General features: G+C 55.0%; 13 protein-coding genes. 12 read left to right on the top strand and 1 reads right to left on the bottom strand.

All coding sequences use genetic code 11. From position 1 onward, the window contains the following. Positions 1 to 453 precede the first annotated feature (453 nt). From NYE33_RS31375 to NYE33_RS31340, 8 genes are all read left to right on the top strand, one after another. Positions 454 to 4,407 carry a X2-like carbohydrate binding domain-containing protein gene (locus NYE33_RS31375; protein WP_341069223.1) on the top strand — a complete coding sequence of 1,318 codons (3,954 nt, stop codon included), beginning with the start codon at positions 454 to 456 and terminating at the stop codon, positions 4,405 to 4,407. A 257-nt stretch (positions 4,408 to 4,664) separates the two neighbouring features. Then, complete coding sequence (locus tag NYE33_RS31370; RefSeq protein WP_341069220.1) at positions 4,665 to 6,956, top strand: helix-turn-helix domain-containing protein; 2,292 nt, start codon at positions 4,665 to 4,667, stop codon at positions 6,954 to 6,956. A gap of 1,074 nt (positions 6,957 to 8,030) precedes the next feature. Beyond that, positions 8,031 to 8,915 carry an ABC transporter permease gene (locus NYE33_RS31365; protein ID WP_039307795.1) on the top strand — a complete coding sequence of 295 codons (885 nt, stop codon included), beginning with the start codon at positions 8,031 to 8,033 and terminating at the stop codon, positions 8,913 to 8,915. A 15-nt stretch (positions 8,916 to 8,930) separates the two neighbouring features. After that, complete coding sequence (locus NYE33_RS31360; RefSeq protein WP_042134901.1) at positions 8,931 to 9,836, top strand: carbohydrate ABC transporter permease; 906 nt, start codon at positions 8,931 to 8,933, stop codon at positions 9,834 to 9,836. A gap of 121 nt (positions 9,837 to 9,957) precedes the next feature. Beyond that, the gene (locus NYE33_RS31355; RefSeq protein WP_445669826.1) at positions 9,958 to 11,610 is read left to right on the top strand and encodes an ABC transporter substrate-binding protein; all 1,653 of its coding nucleotides are present in this window, start codon (positions 9,958 to 9,960) and stop codon (positions 11,608 to 11,610) included. A 154-nt stretch (positions 11,611 to 11,764) separates the two neighbouring features. Continuing rightward, the gene (locus NYE33_RS31350; protein WP_341069218.1) at positions 11,765 to 13,051 is read left to right on the top strand and encodes an SGNH/GDSL hydrolase family protein; all 1,287 of its coding nucleotides are present in this window, start codon (positions 11,765 to 11,767) and stop codon (positions 13,049 to 13,051) included. Positions 13,052 to 13,118: 67 nt separating this feature from the next. Then, the gene (locus NYE33_RS31345; RefSeq protein WP_341069216.1) at positions 13,119 to 14,945 is read left to right on the top strand and encodes an alpha-1,3-galactosidase-related protein; all 1,827 of its coding nucleotides are present in this window, start codon (positions 13,119 to 13,121) and stop codon (positions 14,943 to 14,945) included. Positions 14,946 to 15,006: 61 nt separating this feature from the next. Further along, positions 15,007 to 17,346: a glycoside hydrolase family 95 protein gene (locus NYE33_RS31340; protein WP_341069214.1), complete on the top strand. Its 2,340-nt coding sequence runs from the start codon at positions 15,007 to 15,009 to the stop codon at positions 17,344 to 17,346. Positions 17,347 to 17,845: 499 nt separating this feature from the next. On the opposite strand, the gene NYE33_RS31335 is transcribed toward NYE33_RS31340, so the two are convergent. Beyond that, complete coding sequence (locus NYE33_RS31335) at positions 17,846 to 20,545, bottom strand: glycosyl hydrolase family 95 catalytic domain-containing protein (RefSeq protein ID WP_341069212.1); 2,700 nt, start codon at positions 20,543 to 20,545, stop codon at positions 17,846 to 17,848. Between the two features lie 298 nt (positions 20,546 to 20,843). On the opposite strand from NYE33_RS31335, the gene NYE33_RS31330 reads away from it, so the two are divergent. From NYE33_RS31330 to NYE33_RS31315, 4 genes are all read left to right on the top strand, one after another. Then, complete coding sequence (locus tag NYE33_RS31330; protein ID WP_341069210.1) at positions 20,844 to 21,572, top strand: DsbA family protein; 729 nt, start codon at positions 20,844 to 20,846, stop codon at positions 21,570 to 21,572. A gap of 33 nt (positions 21,573 to 21,605) precedes the next feature. Continuing rightward, a complete protein-coding gene (locus NYE33_RS31325; protein ID WP_336102525.1) occupies positions 21,606 to 22,463 on the top strand; it encodes an AraC family transcriptional regulator in 858 nt (285 codons plus the stop codon). Positions 22,464 to 22,743: 280 nt separating this feature from the next. Further along, on the top strand, positions 22,744 to 24,858 hold the full coding sequence (locus tag NYE33_RS31320) for an alkaline phosphatase family protein (RefSeq protein ID WP_336102526.1): 2,115 nt from the start codon (positions 22,744 to 22,746) through the stop codon (positions 24,856 to 24,858). A 2-nt stretch (positions 24,859 to 24,860) separates the two neighbouring features. Further along, entirely contained in the window at positions 24,861 to 25,205 is a 345-nt protein-coding gene (locus NYE33_RS31315; RefSeq protein WP_052421732.1) for a thioredoxin family protein, read from the top strand. The last annotated feature ends 20 nt before the right edge of the window (positions 25,206 to 25,225 follow it).

Here is a 25,225-nt window from a genome sequence, read left to right as displayed (position 1 = left end):
CATCTAATATTGCAGAAACCTCTGTATACAGTAAATTAGTTGGAGAAATAGCACTTGCTGCTACACGGATCGGAGAAGAACGAGGGAGGAGGGAAAATTAGGTGGAAAAAATCCAGCTAAAATCGGTAAGGCTACTCGTGAGGCCTTAGGAAGTGGAGGGAACCCAACTAATCTCTGGGGCGCCATTCACCATCACAAGGAGCAATAACTGCAGGAAAACTGGATGCCCGCCTGAGTTTTGTCCCCCGCGAACAGGGGCAGTTGTACGCCGAACACCGCAGATGTACCTATCCAAGGAGGGCGGCAACCGCCTATGATCAACTCGTATGGAAAGCGCTACCATTATTCGTCGTGCCACCATGGGTAAGCAGAGAGCATGCAATGAGCATGCAGTGAGCAAGTTGCGGCAGAAATAGAAAGCGCTTTATAAATTGCCGAGGGGAGCTGGGATATTTGAAGTCTTTGGGTAAGAAAATCGGCTTGTGCCTGCTGATGCTGATCATGACAGCAGCGCAAACCGGACTTGCGGGAACCAGGCAGAATGTGGCGGAGGCAGCTGACAAGGAGCTGGCACAGAAGCCTTATATGGGCTGGAGCAGCTTCAGTATGCAGGTGTATGAGCCTTCAGGGAACTGGATATCGGCGGACAGCATCAAGAAACAGTCGGATGCCATGCATGAGAAGCTGCAGTCGCACGGCTATGAGTATATTAATATTGACGCTGGCTGGAACGGAAGTATGGATGAATACGGCAGGCCTATTCCAAGTACTGAGCGTTACCCGAACGGGTTCCAGGAGGTCATCGACTATGTCCACAACAACGGGCAGAAAATCGGAATCTACCTGATCCCCGGCTTGTCTATCGATGCCTATAATCAGAATCTGGAAATCTACGGAACTGCCGGTGAATGCCGGATGCAGGACATTGCCGTGCAGCCGCTCAAGATTGTGGATGCCTGGAATGCCTACAGCTACAAGATCGATTTCAGCAACCCCTGCGCGCAAAAGTATATTGATTCCATCGCCGATATGCTTGGCGAATGGGGGATCGACTTCGTCAAATTTGACAGCGTGACTCCGGGGTCGGGAATCAACAATCTGAGTCTTGATGCACGCGGTGATGTGGAAGCCTGGTCCAAGGCTTTGGCCCGGAATGGCATCTGGTTTGAGCTCTCCTGGGCGCTCGATCATAATTATGTTGACTTCTGGAAGAAATACGCCAACGGCTGGCGGATCCAGTGGGATGTTGAAGCCTACGACAGCAATGTGGGATTAACCCAGTGGGCCAATATCGCCCGGCTGTTCCCGGATGCTGCCGTATGGTGGCGGGATGCCGGTCCCGGCGGATGGAATGACTTCGATTCGCTCAATGTCGGAAACGGGGCAATGGACGGTCTGACCAAGGATGAACGGCAGACAGCCATGACCTTCTGGGCCGTATCTGCGGCGCAGCTCTATATCGGCAACGACATGACCCGGCTTGACGACTATGGCCTGCAGCTGCTGACGAATGACGAGGTCATTGCCGTCAACCAGTCCGGGCGTCCTGCCCATCCGGTGTCGATGGATACGAAGCAGCAGGTCTGGTACGCGAATAACGGCGACGGTACCTATAATGTGGCCCTTTTTAATCTCGGCAGCCGCAGTGCAGCAGTGGATGTGAAGTGGAGTGATATCGGACTCGAAGGCCCCGCTTCTGTCCGCGATCTCTGGAGCCACACGGAGCTTGGAACCTTCGGGGACGGTTACAGTGCAGGTACGCTTGAACCGCATGCTTCGCGGATGTTCAAGGTGACAGCAAAGGAGGGCACCTCGATTGTTAATGATGATGATACCGGGCTGCGCTACACTGGCTCCTGGCAGCGTAATGGCGGGAAAGAGCAGGTTCCCGGCAGCCAGGATATGAATATCAGCATCACTGATACATCTCCGGCTCCGGGTGAGGGAGATCCGGGGGACGGCGGGCAACAGGGGGGCGGTGCTGGAGCAGATCCGATTGATACGGAAACAGGCAGCGGAGCATCGGTTACCCGCTCGGTCTATGTCAATGACAGCAATCCGGCGATTGCCTACAGCGGCTCCTGGTCTTCCTCGACCGGCAGATCTGCCGGGGACCACAGGGCAGATGTGCACTATACGGAGCAGAACGGTGACTATTTCCAGTATACCTTCAGCGGTACGGGAATTGAGCTGCTGACGGAGAAGGACCCCGCACAAGGCGATATACTGGTGTATCTGGACGATGCCGCAAGTCCGGACCGGGTGAGCACGTATACGTCCGGGGATAAGGAAGCCCAGCAGATCGTATATAGCGCTTCGGGGCTGGCGGAAGGTGAGCATACTCTGAAGGTGGTCAAGGACTCCGGCCAATATATGCTGCTTGATGCGCTGCGGATTACGGCAGGCCAGCTGATTAATCCGCAGGCAGGTAGCTTCGACAAGGCCCCTGGCAGCCAGGCGGATCTGGAGCTTGCACTGGCAGCCGGCAGCGACTCGCTGCTGGCAATCACGAATAATGGCGTTGCCCTGCTGCCGGGCGCCGATTACACTGCTGACGGCAGCACAGTCATCCTGAAAAAGGAGTATCTGTTCAACCAGCCATCCGGCCGGACAGAACTGGCGCTTAGCTTCGACGGTGGAAGCAGCGAGCTGTTCACTGTCCAGATAACAGGCTCCTCTACAGTGCGCTACGAACAGATCAACAATGATGATCCGGGAATCACCTATAATGGCTCCTGGTCGCGCAGCACAGGAAGAAACATGGGAGACTACAAGGATGATGTGCAGTACACCGAGCTTAATGGTGATTCCTTTGAGTACGCCTTCAACGGGACAGGGATCAGTCTGTATACCGAAGTAGACAGCTCGCAGGGGGATATGGATATCTATGTCGATGGAGAATTCAAAGAAACCGTAAGCGCGTACCGGAACGGGCGGCTGGCCCAGCAGAATCTGTACAGTATTTCCGGTCTTCCGGAAGGCATTCATACATTGCGGGCAGTGAAGAAGTCAGGCCGGTTCATGCTGTTGGATATGCTGAAGGTGGAAATTCCCGACCTCGTTAATCCTGTGGAAGCTGTCTTCGACAAGGCAGCTGCGGCTCAGGCGGATATAGACGTGACGCTGCTCCGGCAGCCGGGACTGTTCGGCGGCATCCGCCAAGGGTCTTACACGTTGGTAGAGGATACGGATTATACGCTCTCCGGCAGTACAGTCACGCTCGCGAAGTCCTATCTGGCCGCTCAGCCGGCTGGAACACTTACGCTGACCTTTGAATTCAGCGGTGATTATCAGAATGATGTGCACTACACGGAGAATGATGGAGACTATTTCGAATATGCCTTCACGGGTAGCGGGATTTCGCTTGTAGGGCCAACAGGCCCGGAACTGGGCGACATTGAGCTGTACGTGGACGGTGAACTGCAGCAGACTGCCAGCGCCTATAGCGCGAACCGGCAGATCCTGCAGAGTATTGCCGTGATTACGGGACTGGAGGCAGGACCGCATGTGCTGAAGGCTGTGAAAAAATCAGGCGGTCTTATGCTGGCCGATCAGGTAAGAATCACCTTGCCGGCTGCTGACGAGGGTCCGGGGGAAGAGCCGACGGCAACACCGGCTCCAAGTGCAACACCGGAACCTGCTGCAACGCCGGAAGCTACAGCCACACCACAGCCCGGAGCTACTGCGCAAACCGGAGGTAATCCGGCTCCGGCTGCAACCGCTTCGCCTGCAGTAACTGTAGCACCATCGCCGACATCTGCGCCGGTTCCATCTTCTACGCCGGGCATTGCAGAGGAACATCATTCCGCATATGCCAAAGGATATCCGGACGGCTTATTTAAGCCGAACCAGAAGATTACCCGCGCCGAGATGGCATCGCTGCTCTTCGCAGCCATCACACCGGAGGCCGGCGGATCAGCGGCATCGTTCAGTGATGTAAGCGCAGATTACTGGGCAGCGGCGGCGATATCCGCTGTGGCCGAAGCCGGGGTGATGACCGGCTATAGTGACGGCAGCTTCAGGCCCGGGCAGTTGATTACCCGTGCCGAGATGGCGAGTCTTGCAGCCGTACTGATATCGGCAGACCCGGCAGACACGGCGTCAGGCCGCGGATTCCCGGATATTGCCGGGCACTGGGCAGAGGCAGCCATCCTGAAGGCGCAGGGTGCCGGAATACTGAGCGGCTACAGCGACGGCAGCTTCAAGTCCGGCAATCCGTTAACGCGGGCAGAGGCGGTTACGGTGATTAACAGACTTACCGGCAGAGGACCATTGCGCGGGATGGCAGTTACCCCGTGGCGGGATGTTCCGCTTACCCACTGGGCTTATGCCGATATCATGGAGGCTTCGGTGAATCATGCCTGGAAGCCTGCAGACGGAGGCGGTGAGCAGTTCAGCGGCTCCTGATTCCTGGATTTCTAACATCTGACTAATGTTAATCATCCGCTTGCACTGCCGCTCGCGCGAATCTCGCGCCGGGCGGCAGTTGTCTGCAGCGAGATCGGAATTACTAATAAAAAGCAGTGATGCCCGCCTGCATCGCTGCTTTTTATTAAATTCCCGATTGCCGCCGCGCGGAGGCGCAGGACAAAAGCTTGACTGGGCGGCAAATTGTTTTAAGCTAATATTATGATAGCGCTACCAATAGAGGGGAGAATCTTACCATGCCCAAGTACTCCAAGGTGTTCCGCAGATTTCTGATCTCCTATCTGGTCATCTTAATTATTCCCAGCATTGGGGGCTATATGTCGTACCACACCTCAATCTCTGTAACCCAGTCCATTTCGATTGAGAACAGCGTGACCCAGCTGGAGAAAAGCCAGGAGATTCTGGAGCGCCGCATGGCTGAGGTTGAAGGGCTTACCCGGCAGCTGGCCATTAATCAGGAACTGAATGTTCTGATGAATGAACAAGGCCGTGAAACGAATGTGTTCGGGATCTGGAGAGCCATGCGCAATGTCCTGACCTTCGGACAGACGAATGATTTTTTGCAGGACTATTATATTTATCTGGCCAATTATGATCTGGTGCTGACTGCCGGCTCCTCCTACCGCCCGGATCATTATTACGAGATCTATCACTACAAGGATCTCCCGCTGGAGGAGTGGAAAAAGGAGATTCTGGACCGTACGCACCGGAGTGAGATTAAGCCGCTGAGCGCTTTTGTGAGTAAGGGTACACCTACCTCGGTAATCACCTATATGCAGTCCCTGCCGCTGGATAGCTTCAATAATTCTTCGCCGGCTGTCGTGGTGGTTAATATTGACGAGAAGATTATCGCCAGTCTGCTGTCCGGGCTGACCGAGCGTGATGGCGGCTGGGTGCATATCAGCGATGCGGACGGCAATACCATAGTGCTGCAGGGGCAAAATGATGGTTACGTGGATAAGCTGGCTGCTGATCCTTTTTTTGACGGGGATAAGGTAAGCCAGTTCTACAGGGATGATCTCGTGATCACGACCCGCTCCGGCACGAACGGCTGGGTGTACCAGGCGGGGATTCCCCGCAGTGTGTTGATGGAGAATGCCAATAAAATTAAGCATATGACCTGGCTGATTACGGCCGGCGCTCTATTCCTCGGTCTGCTGGCCGGGCTTGTGCTTGCCTACAGAAACAGTATGCCGATTAACCGTCTGCTGGCCGTGATGAAGGAGCAGTTCGGCAAGGAGGACAGTCCGGAGCGCAATGAATTCGACTTCCTGAGCGGGAATATCGCTGATATGATAACGAAGAACAAGCTGCTGGAGACCGAGCTGAACCGTCAGCTGCCGCTGGTCCGGGATGCTTTTCTCAAACGGCTGATCGCCGGGGAATTCGAATCCAGGGAGGAGATTGTCTCGGCAGCCGAGCAGGCGGATATCGGACTGGGTGAAGGAACCGGGTATGCGGGAATTCTGCAGATCAAAGGGTATTCCGGTATGGACAGTGTTGAAATCCTGAATGAGCTGAATGCGGCCCGGCTCCTGCTGAAGCAGACGTTTGCCGAGCTGGCGGGTCCGCTCCCGATGACGGATATGGGCTCTGACAAAATAGTCATTTTGTTCTTCTCCAGCACAGCTGACGGTGGCCCGGCGGGCAAGGAAGATGGGATGGAACGCCTGATGGATCAGGGGGTTCAGCGGGTGTTTGAGGAATACCGTATTTCGGTGCAGGGCGGCTTCGGGGAGTATTTCTCGTCGGTTACTGAGGTTAGCCAGTCCTTCGAGCAGGCCAGACAGGCACTGGAATATGCCGTATATACGAACCGTAAAGGAGTCATGCGCCATCAGGAGGTGCAGATTGAGAATACGACCTATTATTATCCTCTGGAGACGGAGCAGCGTCTGATCAGTACGATCCGCGCCGGCGAGCTGGCCGAGGCGGAGCGGATTATGGAGGCTACTTTTGCACAGAATCTGGGGCCCCGCGAGCTGTCTATGGAAATGAAGCATCAGCTGATCGGGGAGATGAAGGGCACCTTCCTCAAGCTGCTGGATCAAAAAATATTCATGGAGTCCCCGCTGGGGGAGAGCGTCAAACGGCAGATTATCGACATTGACACCTCGGCGCCGCTGGAGAGAATCCAGACGGAATTCCTTGAGCTGACCGGAGAGCTGTGCGGATTCATCACCAACAAAAAGAAGGATGCGCACACCCAGATCATCAAGCAGATGTACCAGTATACTGCAGAAATGTACGCCGATACCGAGCTCACCCTGTACCGCGTCGCCGAGCATGTGGAGCGGCCCGAGAAATATATCTCGCAGCTGTTCAAGGAAGTGACGGGGGTGAATTATTCGGATCACCTGATTAAGGTGCGGATGGATGAGGCGGCAATCCTGCTGAGAGAGAGCCGGTACACGGTGGATGAGATCGCGGCCAGAGTCGGCTACAACAGCTCACATTCTTTCCGGCGGGCGTTCAAGCGGCTGACGGGCATTTCGCCGAGCACCTACCGACAATCGCATGGCGAATAGTATTGATTTCACATGCTTAAGCGGCTGCAGCTGTCCATGGTCCGGACGCGCGGCCGTTTTTTATTGTCTGGTAAAGTACATCGTTTAGAAAAGAACACCATTAGGAAAAGAACACCATTCAGATAAATGTTGATAAAACAAATTTTCTCATTTTAAATTAGTACCAAGTTGAGTTAGCCGGAAATAGCAGCTGCCTTTAAATGCGCCGGAAAGTGGGCGGGACGGGAGGGTAAGAGGGATAATCCCTTTGAATGCGCCGGAAGTAGGCGGGACGGGAGAATCAGAGGGATAAATCCCCTTAAATGCGCCGGAAAGTGGGCGAGACGGGAGAATGAGAGGGATAAATCCCCTTAAATGTGCCGGAAAGTGGGCGAGACGGGAGAATGAGAGGGAAAAATCCCTTTAAATCCGCCAAAAGTACCGGGATGAGGAAACGAGGGGCAGAAGTGACCCTGATTCCGCCAGAAGTGGGCGGGACGAGGAAACGAGGGGCAGAAGTGCCCCTGATTCCGCCAAAAGTGGGCGAGACGAGGAATTGAGGGGCAGAAGTGCCCCTGAATCCGCCAAAAGTGGGCGAGCCGAGGAAATGAGGGGCAGAAGTGCCCCTGGTTTGGACAAGGTATAAGCGGAATGCGGGATGTAAGCGTATGCAATGGACCCCGGAATCCGGGTGAACTGTACGCAAAATACGGAAATGTACCTGTTCAAGACCCGCAGCCGGGCCTTATGATCGAGTCGTGGAGAAAGCGCTATCACACAATTTAGCCAGCCAAACTTAAACACCTGCTTCCGCAGCAAGTTCTGCTTGAAGCAATCCAAGTGAAGCAACTTAGCACTACCAAGGACCTGCTTCCACAACAAGTTTTACGCAAAATGAACCAACGGAGCAACACGAAAACCAATCACACGCTTCCGCAGCGATTTTTGCACGAGGTACAATCATGGACACAAACCAACGCAGTACACGCTGGCGCAACTTTAGGGGGGATTAATCTGGAGAAAAATCTGATATTAAACAACAAGCCGGCGCCCCGGAGGAAAGGCCAGAGCTGGCTCTCTAACGCCGGAAAAAGCATGCTGAAGCACTGGCAGCTCCATCTGCTGGTCATTCCACCTCTGCTGTTTTTTCTGATCTTCAAGTATTATCCGATGGCGAATGCGGTTCTGGCGTTCAAGGATTATAACGTCATCAAAGGCATATGGGGCAGTCCATGGGTAGGATTCAGGAACTTTGAACTCTTTTTCGAGAATCCGATGTTCTGGACGCTGGTGAAGAATACCATTCTGCTGAGCGGCTTCCTGCTGCTGGCGGGGTTCCCGATTCCCATCCTGCTGGCACTGATGATCAACGAAATCCGCGGCGGACGGTTCAAACGGTTTGTCCAGCTGGTCTCCTTCGCACCTTATTTTATCTCGACGGTGGTCATGGTATCGATTATTATGCTGTTTCTCGCTCCGCGCCTCGGCTTCGCCAATATTGCCCTGAATTTCTTCGGGCTGGAGTCGGTGAATTTCCTCGGGGAGCCCGGCATGTTCCGCTCGATTTATGTCTGGTCCGATATTTGGCAGACCGCAGGCTATAGCGCCGTCATCTATCTGGCCGCCCTGGCCGGCATCGACCCTACGCTGTACGAGGCAGCCAAGGTGGACGGAGCTTCACGGTTCCAGAAAATCCGCCACATCGACCTTCCGGGCATCGTGCCGACAATTGTGATTATCCTTATTCTAAATGTAGGCAATGTGATGGCGATCGGTTTCGAAAAGGTATATCTGCTGCAGAATCCGCTGAATATCGTCAATTCCGAGATCATCGCTACGTATGTGTACCGGATCGGTCTGCTGAATGCCAATTACAGCTTCGCCACCGCCGTCGGCTTATTCAATTCCTTAATTAATCTGGTCCTGCTGCTTACGGTTAACGGCTTGGCCAAACGAATCACGAACAACAGCATCTGGTAGGAAAGGAGTGCTCGTATGGCCGCTTCGGCAGCAGTTTCCCAAAAAATCAAAGAATCCACCGGTGACCGGATCTTCCTCACTGTGGTCTATGCGGTGCTCATCCTTGTGGTGATAGCCGTCCTGTACCCGCTTATCTTCATTATCAGCAGCTCCATCAGCAGCCCGGCGGCTGTAACCTCCGGCCGTGTGTGGCTCTGGCCCGTCGATATTTCCTTCAAGGCGTTCAAGGTGCTGTTCAGCACGCATGAGATTGTTTCCGGTTATGCCAATTCAATTTTTTATACGGCGGCTGGCACACTGATCAGCGTAACGCTGACGGTAATGATTGCTTACCCTTTGTCGCGCAAAGCGTTTTTTGGACGGAATGCGTTAATGATGGTAATTACGTTCACGATGATCTTCAGCGGCGGGCTGATCCCCACCTATATGGTGGTCCGGCAGATGCACCTGATCGATACCCGCTGGGCGCTCCTGATTCCAAATGCCATCTGGGTGTGGCAGGTGATCATCGCCCGTTCTTTCTTCCAGGCCTCAATTCCAGAGGAGCTCCTTGAAGCCAGCGAGATTGACGGCTGCAGTGACATGCGGTTCATCCGCAGTGTAGTGCTTCCGTTATCCAAGCCGATCCTTGCGGTGCTGGTGCTGATGTATGCCGTAGGGCAGTGGAACTCCTATTTCGACGCACTAATCTATCTGAAGACGGCGGATCTGTTCCCGCTTCAGCTGGTGCTGCGCAGTATTATTATCCAGAACAACAGCTCCGGAGCGATGGATGCAATGGCGATGGTGGAACGGCAGCAGATGGCGGAGCTTCTGAAATATGCGCTGATTGTTGTGGCTACGCTGCCTGTGCTGGTGATTTATCCTTTTGTGCAGCGTTATTTCGTTCAAGGGATGCTGGTCGGGTCCGTTAAGGGCTGAGGCCTGGCATGTACACCTGCAAAGGGGGTGAGTTCATCAGCCGGCAGCAAGAAATATCCACCCTGTTCAACTCAAAAAAAGGGAGTGATTGATTTTGAAGAAAAGCCTTATTAGTTTGTTAATGCTGGTAACGGTACTTACAGTTGTGATCAGCGGATGCTCGGGCAAAAATACAGACAGCCCTTCGGGCGCCCAGGCCACCAGCGGGAATGCAAGCGGAAATACACCGGCTGCGGCAGCACCTGTTGAAGTCAGCGTCTTTGCTGTCCAGGAATCGGGCATTGATATTCCAACCAATAAATTCACCACCTTCCTTCAGGACAAATTCAATATTAAGTTCGACTGGCAGATCAACCCGTCCGACGGGGCCAAAGAGAAACGACAGATCTCGCTGGCCAGTGGCGACTATCCTGATGCTTATCTGCTCACCGCTTATATTGATGAATTCTCGCAGGGCGATGTGCTGAAATACGGCCAGCAGGGCGTTCTTGTGCCGCTGAATGATCTGATTGACAAGTATGCACCGAACATTAAGGCAGCAATGGAAAAAACACCTGCACTGAAGACGCTGAACACAGCGCCGGACGGCAATATTTACGGGCTGGGTGCTTACACGGAATGCTTCCACTGCTCTTATCCGAATAAAATGTGGATCAACACCGAATGGCTTAAAAAGCTGAATCTGGAAGAACCGAAAACTACCGAAGAGTTCAAGCAGATGCTGGAAGCCTTCAAGACACAGGACCCGAACGGCAACGGCAAGGCCGATGAAGTGCCACTGAGCGGTTCCACTGAAGATTTCGGTGTACGGATTATTCCTTATCTGATGAACAGCTTCGTCTATGACGATGACCGTAATTACCTCAACCTGACACCGGACGGCAAGGTCGAATCGGCAGCCATCAAGCCGGAATGGAAAGAGGGCCTGACCTATATCAAATCCCTGTTCGATGCCGGGTTGATTGATCCGGGGGCTTTTACCCAGAATGCTGAAGCGTTCAAAAAAATCGGCGAGAACGCCGATGCGGAAATTCTTGGCGCCGGTGCGGGCATGCACCCTGCCATCTTCATCAATATTGACCCGGGCAACACGCGTTCAGCGCATTACAACCCGCTTGCTCCGCTTACCGGTCCTTCCGGCGTATCGTTCGCCACCCATGATGCAGGCGGTGTATCGCCGGGAGCCAAGTTTGTCATTACCAACAAAGCGAGTGAAGAAGCACAGATTGCTTTGATCAAAATGGTCGATTATATGTTCACCCCGGAAGGCCAGACCAACTCGGCCAGCGGAATGAAAGGCATTGACTGGACCGATCCGGGTGAAGGCGATGTGGCACTCGGCAAGGATTCGAAGCCGGTGATCAAGCAGATTCCGATGGCAGAAGGCGAAGCGCCGCGCAATGCGGGCTGGAGCGGAATGGGCCACTTCTATATGCCGAAGGAGTACCGCGATACTTTTGTCCAGGGAACAGATATCTATGCTTCCAACGGATATGAACGCAGACTCTATGATGCTACGCTGCTGTATGAGGGCCATGAACCGAAGGACCTGTTCCCGCTCTGGTCGATCTGGATTGACCCGAGTGACATCGACGAAGCCAGCATGCTGCAGACGAACCTCAGAAACTACATTGAGCAGAACGAGCTGCAGTTCATTACGGGCAACAAGGATCTGAACAAGGACTGGGATGCTTATGTAAAAGGTCTTAAAGACCTGAAGCTGGACCGCTATCTGGAGATTCTGCAGAAGGCTTATGATGTGTCAGCGAAATAAAGCCGGATAGCGCGGAAACGCGGGCGGCCTAACCGCTGCAAAACGGATGCCGGCCTCCTTGGCCGGCATTGCTGTTTGTAGGGACGTTCAAACACGTTCAAGTATTCACCGCAAGTAAGGCTAAGGCCTATTCATTTGGTAAAGAGGTGGAATTATGCAATACCAGAACAGCGGAGGCATTCCGGGTATTGAACCGCGCCGGGGACTGCCCGGGATGAGAAGCAAGCTTGCGGGGGCTGCCCCGCTTACAGCCGCGTTTCTGGGCGGCTCGATTACAGAAGGGGCAGGTGCTTCGGATGCGGAGGCCACCAGTTGGCGTGCACTGACCGGAGCATATCTGCAAAGGCTCTGCGCCGGCCATCCCGTGAACTGCATCAATGCCGGGGTCGGCGGGACCACCTCCACCTTCGGTGCACACCGGTTGCAGGAGCATGTGCTGCGCCACGGGGAAATAGACCTGCTGTTTGTTGAATTCAGCGTGAATGACGGGGAAGACCGCGGGGAGTCCATCCGCGGTATGGAGGGAATTGTCCGCCAGTGCCGGCGTCTGTCACCGGAGACGGAGCTGATCTTCGTGTACACGGCAGCCGACAAGAACCTGACCGGCTACAAGCCTTTTAATATCGCCGTGCATGAGGAGGTGGCCGATCATTATGGCATCCCGTCGATTGACTGTGCGGCGAAGGTGTATACCATGATCCACACAGGTGAGCTGAATTGGAAGAGGTTCGCTCCGGACGGATACCATCCGCTTGATGCGGGGCATGCGCTGTATGCAGGGCTGGTGCAGGAGTACTTGCAGCAGGCGATTGTGCCAGGCGGCGTTCAGCCGGGATGGCTGGAGGAAGCAGGGCCGGAAGCGGGGGTGCCTGGAGAGGAAGCAGAAGCACAAGTGACGGCGGTGCTGAAAAAGGAAACGGGGCGGGAAGCAGCAGTACCTGGAGAGGAAGCAGAAGCGCAAGAGACGGTACAGCTGATACAGGAAGCAGGAGAGGAAGCGCTGCTGCCCATTCCGCTGGATAGCCGGAATTATGAGTACGGCGGATTGCTGGATTACAGTGCCGCCGCCTATTCCGCAGGCTTCCGCACCCAGGAGCTGGAGCCCGGGGAGCCGCTGATGAATTGGCGGTTCTCTACAGAGCATGCCTATACTGATGATCCGCAGGCAGAATTCAGCTTCACGGTGACGGGACAAGGTGCCGGACTGGTGCTGCTGTACGGGCCGGACTCGGGTATTGTGGAATATTCGCTGAACGGCGGGCCTTACGCTGAAGTCAATCTGTTCGATGACTGGTGCCTGAATGCTTACCGTCCAATCCTGGCACTATTCCCGGTTCAAGAGAAACGCGGCGTATTGCAGGTTACAATTCGCAATACAGTGCACAAGGACAGCCGGAGTACCGGGACCGGTCTGCGGGTACTTAAGCTACTGCACAACTGATGCAGCACCGCAGCTGAGCAGTCCGGCAACTCATGAGCCGTCTGCTTCATAACCATTCATCCGGGAGGTGTTTGATATTCATCACGAAGTTCATCCCGTAGACGATGATCAGCCGGTTCACCGGACGGTGCTGTGCCTCACCGATTTCGGCGCCGTCCCGGATTCGGACGGGGATACCCAGCCTGCGATGCGGCGGGCGATAGAAGCCGCAGGCAGGCTGGAGGGTCCGGTGCTGCTGGACTGCCCGCAGGGCTGCTATCATTTCTACCCGGACGCAGCGCTCCGGGTTCCTTATTACATTACCAACACGGCCAGCGAGGAAGAGCTTCCCGATGTGACCAAAACCGCCGGGCTACTGCTGAAGGGGCAGCGTCAGCTGACACTGGACGGGAACGGCTCGCTGTTCCTCTTCCACGGGAAGCAGACGATGCTGATTCTGGACGGCTGCACGGACATGGAGATCCGCAACCTGCATCTGGATTATGTCCAGCCTACAGTAGCCGAGATGACCGTGGAGCAATGCGGTGCAGACTTCTGCGAAGTCACCGTGCACCCGGATTCTCGGTATGAGCTGATCGGCGGCAGGCTGGACTGGACAGGCGAGGGTTGGCGGTTCCGTGAAGGCCCGATGCAGGTTTATGATCCCGTGCAGAACATAACCTGGCGGACGGAGAACTGGCTGGCAGAGGCCCGGCAGGTCGAAGAGATCGGCCCTCACAGGCTGCGATTCTGTTTCGGTTTCCGGCCGGAGGCTACCCCGGGGAATGTCCTGCAGGTACGGGACGGCATCCGGGATCAGGCCGGAATCTTCATCACGGAGTGCTCCGGCGTGACGTTTCAGAACGCAGGTGTGCATTTCATGCATGGGCTGGGGATCGTGGGCCAGTTCAGCCGGGATCTTCTCTTCCGGCAGCTGGATCTGTCGCCGCGCCCTGAAACCGGGCGGACTGTGGCCGGATTCGCCGATTTCATTCATCTGTCCGGCTGCAGGGGACAGCTTCTGATCGAAGACAGCCGCTTTAGCGGGGCACATGATGATGCAATCAATGTGCACGGCACCTATCTGCGGATTGCCGGGCAGTCTGCCGGAAACACGTTGAGGGTCCGCTTTATGCATCCGCAAACGTATGGGTTCATGGCCTTTCACCCGGGCGATGAGATTGAGTTCGTCCGTGCGGAATCCCTGACAGCTTATGCAGCCAGCCGGGTTGCCGGTGTCCGGCAGTTGAATCCGCGCGAACTGGAGTTAACGCTGGAAGGGCCGGTTCCGCCGGGCATCGGCGGAAATGATGTCATTGAGAATGTCACCTGGACTCCTGAGGTGGAGATCAGGGGGAATGTTTTCTCGCGGATTCCGACCAGAGGGATTCTGGCGGCTACGCGGCGCAGAACAGTAATCCGGGATAACGTATTCGAGCGGATGCAGATGAGCGCCATTCTGGTTGCTGCCGATGCGGAGTCCTGGTATGAGTCTGGTGCTGTCAGAGATATGACCATTACCGGGAACACCTTCATTGCCTGCGGCAGCAGTGAAGCTCCAGTCATCCACATAGCCCCGGAGAAGAAGGAAGCGGACAGCGGGGCGCCTGTGCACCGGAATATCCGCATAGAGCACAATCTCTTTGAGACTGGGGATACCCCCGTTCTCAGTGCCAGAAGCACGGAGGGATTAACGTTCAGGCATAACCGTGTGGTTGTTGCGGCGGCAGATGCGGGAGATCGAAACAGGAAAATGGGCAAAGACAAGGACAAAGACACAGACAAGGACAAGGACAAGGACAAGGACAAGAGCATGGACGAGGAAAGGTTCTCAAGCCTTGAGAATGCTGTCCGGCTTACAGCCTGTAGCGGGGTAGACGTGACAGCGAATTCTTTTTGCATAGAGGAACAGTGAATGTAAGCGTGCCTTGAACCTGCTGGAGGCGGGCAGATTATGACAGACAGGAGAATGCGGTATGAATGATTTCAAATTATGGTATTCTGAGCCGGCAGTGAGCTGGGCCCAGGGATTGCCTCTGGGGAACGGCAGATTAGGGGCAGTCGTGATGGCTGCTCCACACCGCGAAGTATGGAGTATGAGCGAGGTCACCTACTGGTCGGGGCAGAGCGACCCGGTACCTTCCTCCGGAGGGGGTAAGGCTGCGCTGGAAGAAATGCGCCAGCATTTCTTCAGCGGGGATTACGAAGGGGGCGACCGTCTGGCTAAGCGGCATCTGCAGCCTAAGAAGCAGAATTTCGGCACGAACCTCGGACTATGCGAGGTGGTGATTGATTTTGCAGAGCAGATGCAGAACCGGGAGCAGGAATCAGGAGATGGCGGACAATTCCGGCGGGAGCTTGATCTGACGAATGCGGTGGCCGGAGCGGTGCATCAGGGTAAGAGTTCAACGCTGCACCGTGAGGTTTTTGCCTCGCATGCGGGTGATCTGGTAGCGTCAAGGATCTGGGGCGGACTGCCGGGTACAGTGTCCTTTTCGCTCAGTCTGGTGAACGGGACGGGGCAGTTTAGAGCGACAGCCGTGGAAGGCGATATGCTGGAATTCAAGAGCCAGGCAACAGAAAATATACACAGCAACGGCACTTGCGGAGTCTATGCCAAAGGATGGGTCAAGGTGGTGATATCCGGCGGTTCGATTCATAGCGGTGACGGCCTATTGACTGTCAGCGGAGCGGATGAAGCCTGGATTTACTTCGCCGTCAGCACGAATTACCGCCGTACAGATGCGGACTGGGAATCAGAAAGCCGCAGCACCATTGATCAGGCGGCAGGCAAGGGCTATGAACTGCTGCGAGAAGAGCATATTGCCGATTACCGCAGCCAGTATGACAAGGTGAATATTCACCTGGGGCGCTCAGATAAGGCGGATCTCCCCACCGGTCAGCGTATTCAATCCCTGGCCCGGGGCGGCGGGGATGATCCCCAGCTGTTCGCACTGTTCCTGCAGTACGGGCGTTACCTGACGATCGCCGGTTCACGGGCCGATTCGCCGCTGCCTATGCATCTGCAGGGGATCTGGAATGACGGGGAAGCCTGCCGGATGGGCTGGAGCTGTGATTATCACCTGGACGTCAACACCCAGATGAACTATTACCCTACGGAGATTACGAATCTGGGGGACAGCCATCTTCCGCTGATGCGCTATGTTGAAGAGCTGGCACAGGCGGGAAAATCAACGGCAGGCAATCTGTACGGCAGCAAGGGCTGGGTTGCGCATGTATTTTCGAACGTCTGGGGATTTACGCTTCCCGGCTGGGAGACTTCATGGGGACTTAATGTTACAGGCGGACTATGGCTTGCCACACATCTGATACAGCATTATGAATATAGTCTGGACCGTGAGTTCCTGGCGCGCCAGGCCTATCCGGTGCTCAAAGAGGCGGCCGTATTCTTCCTCGATTACATGTGTATCCACCCCAAGCATGGCTGGCTGGTTACCGGACCGGCGAATTCACCGGAGAACAGCTTCTATCCCGGTCATGCCGGGGAAGGAGCACAGCAGCTGTCCATGGGTCCGGCGATGGACCAGATTCTGGTCCGGGAGCTGTTTGAATTCTGCCTGATGGCGGCAGCGCTTCTGGACCGGGATGAAGCGTTCCGGCAGATGCTTCAGGCGGCTGCAGCTAAGCTTCCACCGCTTCAGATCGGCAGGAAGGGGCAGCTGCAGGAGTGGCTGGAGGATTATGAGGAAGCCCAGCCGGAGCACCGCCATCTGTCCCATCTGTTCGCACTGTATCCCGGCAATCGGATTACTCCCGGCCGGACACCGGAACTCAGCAGGGCAGCCAGAGTTACGCTGGAGAACCGGATGCAACAGAACGAGCTGGAGGATGTGGAGTTCACGGCGGCATTGTTCGGACTCGGGTTTGCCCGGCTGCATGACGGGGAGGATGCCTATAAGCATATTTCTCACCTGATCGGCGGCCTGTGCTTCGATAATCTGTTCACCTACTCCAAATCGGGCATTGCCGGAGCGGAGAGCAATATTTTCGTCATCGACGGGAATTTCGGCGGTACAGCGCTGATTGCTGAGATGCTGCTGCAGAGCCACGCGGGAGAGATTCATCTGCTGCCTGCCCTTCCTGCGGCATGGAGCACTGGAGCGGTATCCGGCCTGCGGGCCAAGGGGAATGCGGAAGTGGATGTTGCCTGGGATAACGGCCAGCTGACTGCAGCCGAGGTCCGTACCTTTTCTCCGGGAATGGTGACGGTACGATGGGGTGAGGTACGAACAGTCTTCCAGGCGGAAGCGGGCGGAAGCTACAAATTGGGCAGCCGGCTGGAGCTGTTGGCGTAAGAGAAGCGGGGGCGAATTTCGCCCCCGCTTATTTGCTGCTTTTGCACGATAACCGTGTGTTCTTGGCGGGAATGAAGCCTTAGGGGACTATGGCGCTATGGAACTGTCGACTGAATCGTACTACATCAGAGCTAGAGTAGTGAGTTCATTCAAACATTTCATACATGCAGCAATTTGAGTATTCAGTTCCAACGAATTCCGTGATAGTTGTATAATGTACAACTAAAAAAGGCGAAAAGGGCTGCTCGCCTCTTATAACTGTAGTCTGTACAACTAAATTTGTCCGAATCGGTAAAAACCATCTAAGTACGGCAGTTTAATTGTACGGAATACAACTAAACGGATAATCCGTTCTAAATCAGATAATATAGTTGTACAAAGTGCAACTAAGATTAAGCCTGCCGCATATACCGTAATCCAGTCATTGCAAATCCTCAGCAAGCAAGTTGCCAAAGTGGCTTTTCCTAGTTTGTTCTCTGGCGATTGATTTGTTTAGGAGCTATCCCCCCGCTTTAACGATGCGGATAATTTCCCCGGCAGAAGTCTGTATATCCGCGTCCATACCTGTGAAGGTCTGCATCTCCCCGGAGGAACGGGTACATTCGGCCCCTTGCTCCCAAGGAATATAGAAGGATAACGGAGCTCCTGCTTCACTGAAAACCTCGATTTGCTGCACTTCACCAGCCTGGATGGACGCACTGACGAGGAAGCCGCCTACCGCGCGCAGGGTGCGGAATTCTGCGCTGTCATACTCCGGCCAGTTGGGGAAAAAGCGCAGCACGCCGTTATAACTTTGGAGCAGGCATTCGTTGATAACGGCGGGCAGTGCGAAATTCTCGAACCAGATACCCATGCGCGCCATGAAGCTGAAGTCGTCCGTATCGGAGTAGCGTCCGCCGCTCATCAGCACTTTATCTGTGCAGGTGCCGTTAGGCAGCAGGCAGTACCGGATCTGCCGCTTGAACCGCTCCAGATCAAGAATACCTAGCCGCGCCCCGGCCAGGGGCTGGAACACCAGCTCATTCCCGCCTTCATTGAGATGATTGCGGTAAGTATTCACCGCCGTCTGATACTCTGCCGGAGGAGAATGCAGACCGTGTTCTTCGCCGGGGAAGACAGTGGTCAGCGGAACCGGAACATTGTAGACGGTGTCCGGATTTTCGCCAGCTACGGATACAAATACACGGCCCGAAGCGGATTCGGCTTCCGGATACTCCGGAAAGTGATTCAGGATATCCTGTACTTCAGTCAGCAGGGCTCCTTCTGCTTCAATCTCACCCAGAACGGTACAGGCACTGATGAATGCCCGGAAGATAAATTTGGTCAGCGTCAGATCGATCAGGCAATCGCTGTTGCGGGCGAATCCCGGCGTGATCTCATACAACTCAGGCACCACCGTCGGGAAAATATGATAGCAGCCGTCCTTCCAGGGCTGACCATAAGCTTCGGGACGTTTCATATAAGCCGTCATGAACAGGACGGCTTCCTTCATAGGCATGAAGGCGCGGCTGCGCAGGAATTCCTCATCCATTGAATATTGATAATGCCACCATAAACTCTGTACAGTCCATGGAGTCTCGCATATTTCCCAGCCCCAATGCGGAACAGGGTAAGGCATCATGCTCATTTCTACAGGGTAGGCAGAATGCGGAAAATAGGCGCCGGGCAGTCTGTAATATTCGCGTGCCCATTTGCGGCTGACCGGCAGTACATGATCCACCATGTCTGCGTAGGGCAGATGCTTCTCCAGATGGTTGCTGGAGAACGTCACCCAGAATGGCTGCTGGGTGTTGTAGTTCATATGATAATCTCCGTGCCAATCCGCTCCGATGGAGCCGTAGCTCCAGTTGGCGAACAGGCCGGGGCAGGTTATTCCCGCTTTGACGGAGCAGTTCAGGAAATAGAGATTGCGGTACCAGATCTGCTCCAGGAATTCATCCTCCAAGGCGATGAAGGAATGCCCCCAGTATTCCCGCCATGCTTCCCGGGTGTGCGCCAGCGCGTGGTCGTAACCGGCGCGTGTCGGCGCGTTCATCCTGGCAGATGCGCTAGGTCCAGGTTGAGCACCGATTACAGTTCCTGTGTCAGCTAAAGTCGCTATCTCCGCTGCCGGTCCCTCCCGCAATTCTGCGCAGGCCAGAAATCCGCCGGATTTCCCTGAGCTATCCAGACGGGCAATGCTGCCGCTGCCAATGAATTCTGCTCCAGGCAGCCGGACCGCCAGCCGGAACGCCTTGTCCCGCTCATGCGGAAGGTAAGGCGAAGCGGGGAACTCCATGTGCGGCAGAATTTGTGTAAAAGACATCAGGCCAGCACCAGCATCGTTTTCCCAAGACGCCGGAGGGAACTCCTGCGGTGTCTTGGGATCGGGAATGAGCCTGGCCTCATGGAACAGTGGAACCTGCGAACCGGTCGCCGTATCTGTTACCGACATCCACACCCGGTCCTGCTCCGCCTCCACAAACAGCTCGAACACCGCCGGTTTGCCGTTGATCAGGAAATCAACCGTGCAGCGTCCGTCGCCAATATGCACCGTGTGGCCGAGTACCTCCGCGCGGCGCCGGTCATACCGGAGCAGCAGCGAGCCGCAGGGCATCGGGCGCGGGTAGGGCTTGCTGTAGTTGTCTCCGGCCATTTCGCAGTATTCGCGGTACCACGGGTTGTCCGTAAGCTGGCCGAGATTAGCGGGAAGCGAAGCGAAGCGGTCGTACACTTCCTGGAAGGTCAGAATCTCCTCCGCATGATGCTCGGCAATCCGGATATCCCAGACATTGTTGTGTCCGAAGTGCAGTATAACCGCATCCGGCCGGGTGGTCACCACCACACCAAGCCCGCCGTTGCCCAGCAGCGCCCCTTCGAAGAAATCCGCCGCCGGACCGCTGAAGGTAATATTATGCCGCCCCGCCTGCTCTTGGGCATGAAGCAGACTACCTGCCGCTGCATAACCTGCTGCTGGTCCCGGTTCCGTCGCCGCTACCGCCTCTGCCATCTCAGTCACCGCTCCAATCACCTCCACAGTTTCCTCCACCACCATAGGGTCTGCCTCCATCACCGACGATACCGCCTCCACCATCTCCGTCACCGCAGCTACCGCCCCAGCCATCTCGAGCTCCACCATCACTTCCGCCTCAATCGTCTCCACCTCCGCCTTCGCCGCCTCCGCACCCTCCGTCACCGATGATACCTTAGTTTTTTTCATCTTAGTTATGCCTCCTCCAAGCTGTATTGACCTGTTTTTCTAAATGTACTAAACCGTCTATAGGGTTTACCTGACATAAATCGTAGGCGAATCCCGCCGGAAAGTATTTAGCGTAGGGTCCGGTTGTTGCACGATCGGCGGGTGAATTGACGCTGGACTGTCACGCCCAGTCTGAACGGGGGAAAGGTACCCTGCTGCCGCAAGTGTACCTTTACGCTGAAATATCCTCCAGCTTATATTCAGCATAGAAAGCGCTATCAATAAGCGGCATCTATTTTATCTAGGGGGATAATCAGCAATGGCTAAATCGAAGGTAAAACAAACAAAGAAAAGTTCCGGTTTCGCAGTTCCGGTCATCGTAATCTGTGTGATGGTACTGGCCGTATCCGTGGTGTTCCTTACCCGGACCAAGGCGGCGGGCGGGCTGGACGGACTGCCCAATTATACGGAAATCCGAGGAGACTACGATGCGAATGGCCTGAAATATGAGAAGCAGCCGCATCTCGGCAGCACCACAGCCAAAGCCAAGGTGATTGAATTCGCAGATTTCAAGTGTCCGGCCTGCAAGAAGTGGAAGGAGACCTATTTTGAACAGTTCAAACAGGAATTCATAGATACCGGCAAGGCAGAGCTGTTCTTCATTAACTTTGCCTTCATCGACCGGGATTCGATAATGGCGGCCAGCGCAGGCGAAGCGGTATTTGCCCTGGACAACGATAAATTCTGGGAATTCATGAGCAAGCTGTACGACCATCAGGGGGATGAGACGAAGATTTGGGCTACCCCGCAGTTTATGCTTAATTTCGTGAAGGACAACATCAGCGGTATTGATTATGAACGCTTCGCGAAGGATTTGCAGGCGCGTACTTACATGCTTCCGGTCAAGGAGGATTTCAAAACCGCAGGAAATTACGGGGTGAACGGGACACCGAAGTTTATGGTGAACGGCCAATTGCTGCCGGGTTCATCTTACGAAGAGCTGGCAGCTGCCATTGAAGCCGCGCAGGCTTCGAACGTTACAGAGTAACCGCATCAACGAAAGGAAGGGAGGGGAACCGGTATGAACTTTTCCGCGATACATCCTTACGTCTATCTGGCTACCCGCTATCCCTTTGCCAAAGGGCAATCCAGCTCACCGAGAATTTGCTACATGAGCTCGGTTTACCTGATCAGCGAAGGCTACGGGACGCTGTTAGCCGGCGGACAGTCCCACCGGGTCAGTCCGGGAATGCTGATCCATCTCCCGCCCGGGCAGCTTCATGAATGGCGTGCTGATGCTGCCGAACCCATGGTTCATCTGTGCTGCTATTTCGATTGGCATCTTGTGGACCGGGAGGGTGTCTTCGACTGGGCCTGCCCGATCTGCTATAAGCCGGAGCAACTGAAGGAGGAGCTGCTGGGACCTCTTTTCCCGTATCCGCTTCCGCTGTCCATGGATGTGGGGCTGCTGCGCGGGTGGACAGAGCGGTTTCAGAAGTTCTATAAGGCAGGAGAGTTCGATAATGAGCAGACCTTCATCCGCAATCTGACGATTCAGCGTCATTTCCAGGAGTTTATTGATGATCTGCTGCATCTGCTGCTGAGCGGCCAGCCCATTCCGGACCGGAGGATCAGCTCACTGCTCGAGCAGATGGAGCAGGATCTGCTGCATGATGTACCGAAGCCGCTGGAGGCATATTACAGCAGTCTTCAGCTGAGCCGGGGGCATTTCTTCGAGCTGTTCCGCAAATCTACCGGGGCCTCACCTGTGGAGTATATGAACCGCTTCCGGGTCAACCGGGCCAAGGAAGACCTGCTGCATAGCCCGCTGAGTATTACTGAGATTGCCGAGAAATACCACTTCAGCTCACTCCATTACTTCTCCCGCCTCTTCCACCGCCAGACCGGCCAGACTCCACGGGAGTTCCGCACGCGCTGAGCTAAGCTTCCGGACTGAAGCGGAATAGCGAGTCCAGAGGATATCCTGCCCCTGTAATGGGGCGGGATATTTCGCTTTGAAACGATCCCGCTGAAACGATCCCGCCCTTTATAAGGTCGGCAAAGCCGTTTCCACTTGTTCTGCGGGGATAAGCGCCGCTTATACCCGTATAAGCAACGTCTATTTAACAAGCGCACTGGCTGCCGTCTATAATGACCACAGAGATTAATTCCTAGTTATCACATAGGAATATCTAAAAATCCCTGGACGGAGTGAGGTTATGGCAAACGGCAAAGACGGTGCTCACGGCAGCAGCAACAACAGCAACAACAATAACAGCAAAGCGAAGAAGGTAATGCTGCTGGGTCTTGACGGCGCAGATCCGGCAGTCATCCGCAAATATGTGGCAGAAGGCAAGCTTCCGGGCTTCAAAAGAGCGCTCGATGCCGGTGTAACCACCAGCGATCTGGGTATGCAGAGCGTGCTTCCGGCGATAACGCCGCCGAACTGGGCATCCATTGCTACGGGCGCGTATCCGGCGACCCACGGCATTACCTGCTTCTGGAACCATACGCTCGGCAATGAGCTGGATGTGCTGGATTATGGCTTTGACTCGGGGCTGCTGAAGGCGGAGACGATCTGGCAGGCTTATGCACGGGCGGGCAAAAAGAGTATTATTTTCAACTATCCAACGTCCTGGCCGCCGCAGGTGGAGGATGCAATCTATGTGGACGGAACGAGCATCTACACCAATCTGCGCGGTTACATTGACTATGAGAAAGTATATGAAGGCCGCGCGGAATATGCCGAGCTAATTGAAATCCCCCATGTCGTGGATAATACCGGGGCCAACTGCCGGTTTGAAGGAGAAGAAACGTCGCAGAAGGCCGAGATCAGCAAGGATACTTACGAAGGCTATGGCTATACCCAGCCGGGGCTGGTCACAACGACCCAGGATGGAGAGTTGTCTGCAGATGTGCCGACTGCGGATCAGATTTATACGCCGCTGAGACCGGCTGAAGGCTGGACTTCTGCTCCGGCAGGAGCGCGTGAGTTCGCGGTTCCGGTAAATAACGGGCAGGCCAGACGGTACGGTCTGCTGGTTGCCGATGATCAAGGGGATTACAGCCGGGTTCAGATTTATGCCTCCAAAACGGCAGCGGTGCCTCTCGGTGAAGCCGGACCCGGAGAATGGAGCGGCTGGATCTATGACACCTACAGCATTGAGGGCGCGGACATTCCAGTCGCCTACAAAATCCGTGTGCTGGAGCTGGACCCCGCCGGTAACAGCTTTAAGTTCTACGCCTCATATGTGCTCGATTTGAAGACGGGCAAATACTTTTATCCGCAAAATATCGGGGAGGAGCTATACAGCAAAGTCGGGCCGATGCTACAGCCTTCCAATTACAGCCGTCTGAATCCGCAGGCGGATCAGGTGCTGCTGGAATCGATTGAGGAAATGTACAGCTGGCATGTAGATGCGATCAATCATCTGCTGGATAACAACGAGTGGGATTTGTTCTACACTCACATGCATGGTATTGATATGTTCAATCATTTCTACCTGGACCATACGCTGCCCGCTGCGTCTGCGGAGTATGAACGTTATCAGGAGATTATCTATAAAATCTATGAGATCAGCGACCGCTTCATCAGCACTCTTTTGGACCGGCTGGACGGCGGGACGGCGGCCTTTATTGTCTCGGACCATGCAGGAGTCGCGAAGAATCCGGAGACTGATCACCCGCTGATCGGCGACATGTGGGGCATCAACGTCGGCATTCTCGGTGACCTCGGGTACACGCAGCTTAAGGAAAACGGAGGCAGCTATGAGATTGACTGGAGCCGGACGACAGCTGTTGCCCAGCGCGCTACCTTCATTTATCTCAATGTAAAAGGCCGTGATCCACAGGGAATTGTTGATCCGGCAGACTATGACAGCACGGTAGCGAAGATCATCGATGATCTGTACAGTTACCGTGATCCCAAGACAGGCAGAAGAGTCATCAGCTTCGCGCTGAACCGCAATGACATGGAAGTAGTGGGTCTTGGCGGAGAGAACTCCGGCGATATTTTCTACATCCTTGAGGCTGACTTCACCCGCTGCCACGGCAACGGCCTCAGCAACCACACTCTGCTGGGGTACTCCATGAGAGCTTTGTTTATTGCCCTGGGAGCCGGGGTGAAGAGCGGGGAAGTCATCGGCCGCAAAGTCAAAGTCGTTGATATCGTGCCGACCATCTGCCATCTTACCGGGTCCCCGGTACCGGAGAATGCTGAGGGCGGGATCATCTATCAGATTCTGGCCGGTTCTGCGGAGGAAGAGATCCCGGCGGCAGGAAAACCCGCAGAGGCGGGAGAGCCAGTGACAGCAGGTGCGGGGGGCGGAGTGTAAGCATGCGCCCGGAAATTCCGCGCAGGCCGGTCTCCCATATTACGGACAGTGAATTCGAAGCGCTCGCTTTCGGCAGTGAAGGTCCTGTACTTGTCTTCTTCGGCTCCCGGCGCTGCAAAATCTGCAGGCAGCTGTTCCCGGTAGCCGAGGCCATAGCCCATGATTTCCAGGGCCGGATGAATGTGTATGGCGTAGATGCCGGCAAATACCGGCTGTTGTTTCAGAGTCTGCGCCTGCGGGGCATCCCGCAGCTGGTGCTGTTCCTGGACGGCGAGGTCAAGCTGCGTCTCGGCGGGTATCACCCGCTTCCGGTACTGGTGGAGCAGCTGGAGCAATGGGTGCCTTGAACATCGGCGCAGCAGGACGC

The organism is Paenibacillus sp. FSL R10-2199 (assembly GCF_038000235.1).
Taxonomy (GTDB): domain Bacteria; phylum Bacillota; class Bacilli; order Paenibacillales; family Paenibacillaceae; genus Paenibacillus_AQ; species Paenibacillus_AQ phytohabitans.
This window is presented reverse-complemented; position numbering and strand designations above follow the sequence as displayed.